Source organism: Streptomyces prasinopilosus, from assembly GCF_001419695.1.
Classification (GTDB): Bacteria; Actinomycetota; Actinomycetes; order Streptomycetales; family Streptomycetaceae; genus Streptomyces; species Streptomyces prasinopilosus.
The window spans coordinates 1-3,214 of record NZ_LIRG01000367.1 but is presented as its reverse complement, the minus strand read 5'-3'; the positions used below and the strand labels follow the sequence as shown (position 1 = coordinate 3,214).

Below are 3,214 nucleotides of genomic sequence, written 5' to 3'. Positions count from 1 at the left end.
TTCTCGATGAAGGCCAGCGAATCCTGTGGGCTGAGAGCCTGGGCGCGGAGGACCCCATAGCGGATGTCGAGGACCGTTGTGTCCTTGGGATCAGTCATCACCCTGCTGCTGAGGGGCGCTTCGCTGAACGCGACTGTGGCTCCGTCTCTGAGTTTGAGCAGTCGGAACGAACCATCGGTTCCGGAGTTCTCCTCGCGGTCGAGAGGTAGAATTTGGAGGTCCACATTGCGCCACTGGGCCACCTGCAACAGCCGTTCGAGCTGCTGCCGCAACACCATCCTGCCCCCGATCGGCCTGCGAAGCGTCGACTCGCACTGGACAAAGCTGAAGACGCGCCGTCCGGTCATGAGATCAAGGATCTCCTGGCGTGCCAAGCGCGCCTCGACCTGCTGGTCCACCTCGGCCTCGGTGAACCCCGGCCGACGCGCGTTGAAAATCCCCCACGCATACTCCTTGATCTGCAACAGCCCATGGATGACCGAGTTGTTGTAAGCGCACAGCTCGACGGCTTCCGCCTCCAGGTTCTTCAAGTCCCGGACCTTCTTCGGGTACCGGACCTCCGCCACGTCCTTCTTCATCGCGGAGATCTTGCCGCCCGCGCCCAGGACCTCGTCCGCCGCGTCCAAGTACTCCGGCCGGGGAATCCGCCGCCCCCGCTCCACGCAGGAGACCGTCTCCTCCCCGTACTTGATCGCCGCCCCGAACTCCGCCTGGGTGAGGCCGGCCGCCTCCCGCCACAGCTTCAACTGCCGGGTGACCGTGCGCATCACCGCCCCGGCCTCTTCGTCGTCCGGTCCCGCTTCCCACCCGTTCATACCCGCCGCCCTCCTGTCGCGCGTCCTTCCCCGGACCAACTCCGGCCGCCCGTGTCCGGTCACCCCGGGCAGCCCGGACGGAAATCGGACAGTCGCGTACAACTGCCGGCCGTACACCTCGCCCTTCTTCACTCAGAATGCATGCGTGAGCACACTGAGTGATGTGGATCAGGGAAACTCCGCACCACAGAGAAGGGACACCCCATGACGACGCTCACCCCCGAGGCCCCCTGGGCGCTGCGCCTGGTCACCGACCGGCTGCCGGTCGGGCCGCCGCCGTACGCGACGGTGACGCTCGACCCCGTCACGCAGACCGCCCGTTACACCGATGCCGCCGGGTGGCCGGTGGAGATGGGTAAGCACGGCACGTCGAGGACGACGAGCACCGCGTCGGTGTCCGGGGGCGGGGACGGCAAAGGCCCGCAGTCCCAGACGCAGGACGACAGCACCACCGACTACGAGTCGGACTGACCGATGACCTCCACCGTCCTGGTCGTCACCGCGCTGGAGGACGTCACCGCGGACCGGGTCGTCGCCGCGTTGAACGAGCGCGGGGTGCCCGTCGTCCGCGTCGATCCCGCCGACATCGGGCCCGCCCTGACGTTCGGCTTCCGTATCGACGCAGGCCGTCCGGCGTGGCGCGGGCGACTGCGTACGGCGAGCCGGGAGGTGGAGGCGAGGGAGGTGGCGGCGGTGTACTACCGTCGCCCCACTCCGTACGGCGCCCGGTTCACGCATCTGCCCCGGCAGCAAGGGGACTTCGCCACCGCCGAGGCGAGGCACGGGCTCGGCGGCGTCCTGAACGACCTACCCGGCGCCCGGTACGTCAACCACCCGGCCGCGGTGAGCCGTGCGGAGTACAAGCCCGCCCAGCTCCGGAGGTTCGCCCGGCTCGGGCTGAGGATTCCTCCGACCCTGATCACCAACGACGTGAAGACCGCGCGGGAGTTCGCCGTCTCGCACGGGCCCGTCGTCTGCAAGACGTTCCGGGGCCTGCCCGTCGGTGACGACGGGCGCGCCGGGGCGATCTGGGCCCAGCGGGTCGACCCGGAGACCTTCGACGACACGCTCACCGTGACCGCCCACCTGTTCCAGGCCGAGATCCCCAAGACCGGAGACGTACGCGTCACCGTGGTCGGCCGTCGTGTCTTCGCCCAGCGGGTCGCCGCACCCGACGGCGCACTGGACTGGCGCCGGGGCGACTGGGACGCCCTGCTCCACGCCCCGATCACCGTGCCGCCGCCCGTCCAGGCGGCACTGCACGCCTACCTGGCCTCGTTCGGTCTGGTCTTCGGCTGCTTCGACTTCGCGCTCACCGGTGACGGGGACGACCCGGAACACTGGACGGCGATCGAGTGCAACCCGAACGGACAGTGGGGCTGGCTACCCGACGCCGAGGACATCACCGAGGCGTTCGCCGACCTCCTCACCCTGGAAAGGAAGGGACGTTCATGACGCTGCCCGTCGACCTCGAAACCGATGCCGTCCGGCTGCGCGCGGCCATGACGGAGGACCTCGCCGCGCGCGGGTTCCTCGACGAGCCGGCCTGGCGGGCGGCGGTGGAAGCGGTACCTCGGCACCGGTTCGTGCCCGGCTTCTACCTACCCACCAACGACGGGGGCGACGGGCAGGGGCTGACCGGGTGGCAGCCGGTCACCGCCGTGCTCGACCGCGGGCGCTGGCTGGAGGCCGCGTACTCCGACGCCACGCTCATCACCCAGTTCGACGGTGACGAACCCGACTGGGAGGACCCTGCCGAACGGTACGGAGGGGCCCCGACCTCGTCCTCCACCCTGCCGTCGCTCGTGCTGCGGATGTGGGTCGACGCCGATGTGCGGGAGGGGCACACGGTGCTGGAGATCGGCACGGGGACGGGCTACTCGACCGCGCTCGCCTGCGAACGCCTCGGGTCGGCCGGCGTCACCAGCATCGAGGTGGACGGGCGTCGGCTGGAGCGGGCCGCGAGCGCGCTGCACGGCTGCGGTTACACGCCGACCCTCGCGGTCGCGGACGGGCTGTACGGGTACTGGCCCGAGGCCCCGTTCGACCGGGTCGTCGCCGCCTGCTCCTTCCGGGCCGTGCCCCCGGCCCTGGTCGCCCAGGTCCGGCCGGGCGGGAAGATCCTGCTGACGCTCTCGGGCTGGCTCTACGGGTACGCCCGCGTGCTGCTCACGGTCACGGGGGACGGCACCGCCGAGGGCCGTCTGCTGGGCGGCACGGTCTCCTTCATGTCGGCCCGTGCGCACGCGGCGCCGGCCTTCGGCAACCCCGCCCACTGGGCGGCCGGGCTGACGGGAAGGCCGCGGGTCGCCCGGCACGGTCCCGAGCGGATCACCGCCGCGACCGAGGAGGTCTTCCACCTGCGTTTCCTCGTACAGAGCGCGGTGCCCGACGCGCAA

General features: G+C 70.5%; 4 protein-coding genes. 3 read left to right on the top strand and 1 reads right to left on the bottom strand.

Going from position 1 to position 3,214, the window contains the following annotated elements:
* A partial coding sequence (locus AOK18_RS16365) for a helix-turn-helix domain-containing protein (protein ID WP_055694843.1) occupies window positions 1–815 on the bottom strand: 815 nt, incomplete at its 3' end.
* A 204-nt stretch (window positions 816–1,019) separates the two neighbouring features.
* On the opposite strand from AOK18_RS16365, the gene AOK18_RS16360 reads away from it, so the two are divergent.
* The 3 genes from AOK18_RS16360 to AOK18_RS16350 form a co-directional block, all read left to right on the top strand.
* On the top strand, window positions 1,020–1,286 hold the full coding sequence (locus AOK18_RS16360; protein ID WP_099048892.1) for a putative ATP-grasp-modified RiPP: 267 nt from the start codon (window positions 1,020–1,022) through the stop codon (window positions 1,284–1,286).
* A gap of 3 nt (window positions 1,287–1,289) precedes the next feature.
* The gene (gene tgmB / locus AOK18_RS16355; RefSeq protein WP_055694842.1) at window positions 1,290–2,270 is read left to right on the top strand and encodes an ATP-grasp ribosomal peptide maturase; all 981 of its coding nucleotides are present in this window, start codon (window positions 1,290–1,292) and stop codon (window positions 2,268–2,270) included.
* On the top strand, window positions 2,267–3,214 hold a 948-nt coding region (locus AOK18_RS16350), incomplete at its 3' end, for a methyltransferase domain-containing protein (protein WP_055694841.1). The genes tgmB and AOK18_RS16350, both read left to right, overlap by 4 nt.

What these genes read in the sequence shown, in the direction of transcription:
- tgmB (WP_055694842.1), top strand. Translation starts at nt 1,290, where the DNA reads ATGACCTCCACCGTCCTGGTCGTCACCGCGCTGGAGGACGTCACCGCG.
- AOK18_RS16360 (WP_099048892.1), top strand. Translation starts at nt 1,020, where the DNA reads ATGACGACGCTCACCCCCGAGGCCCCCTGGGCGCTGCGCCTGGTCACC.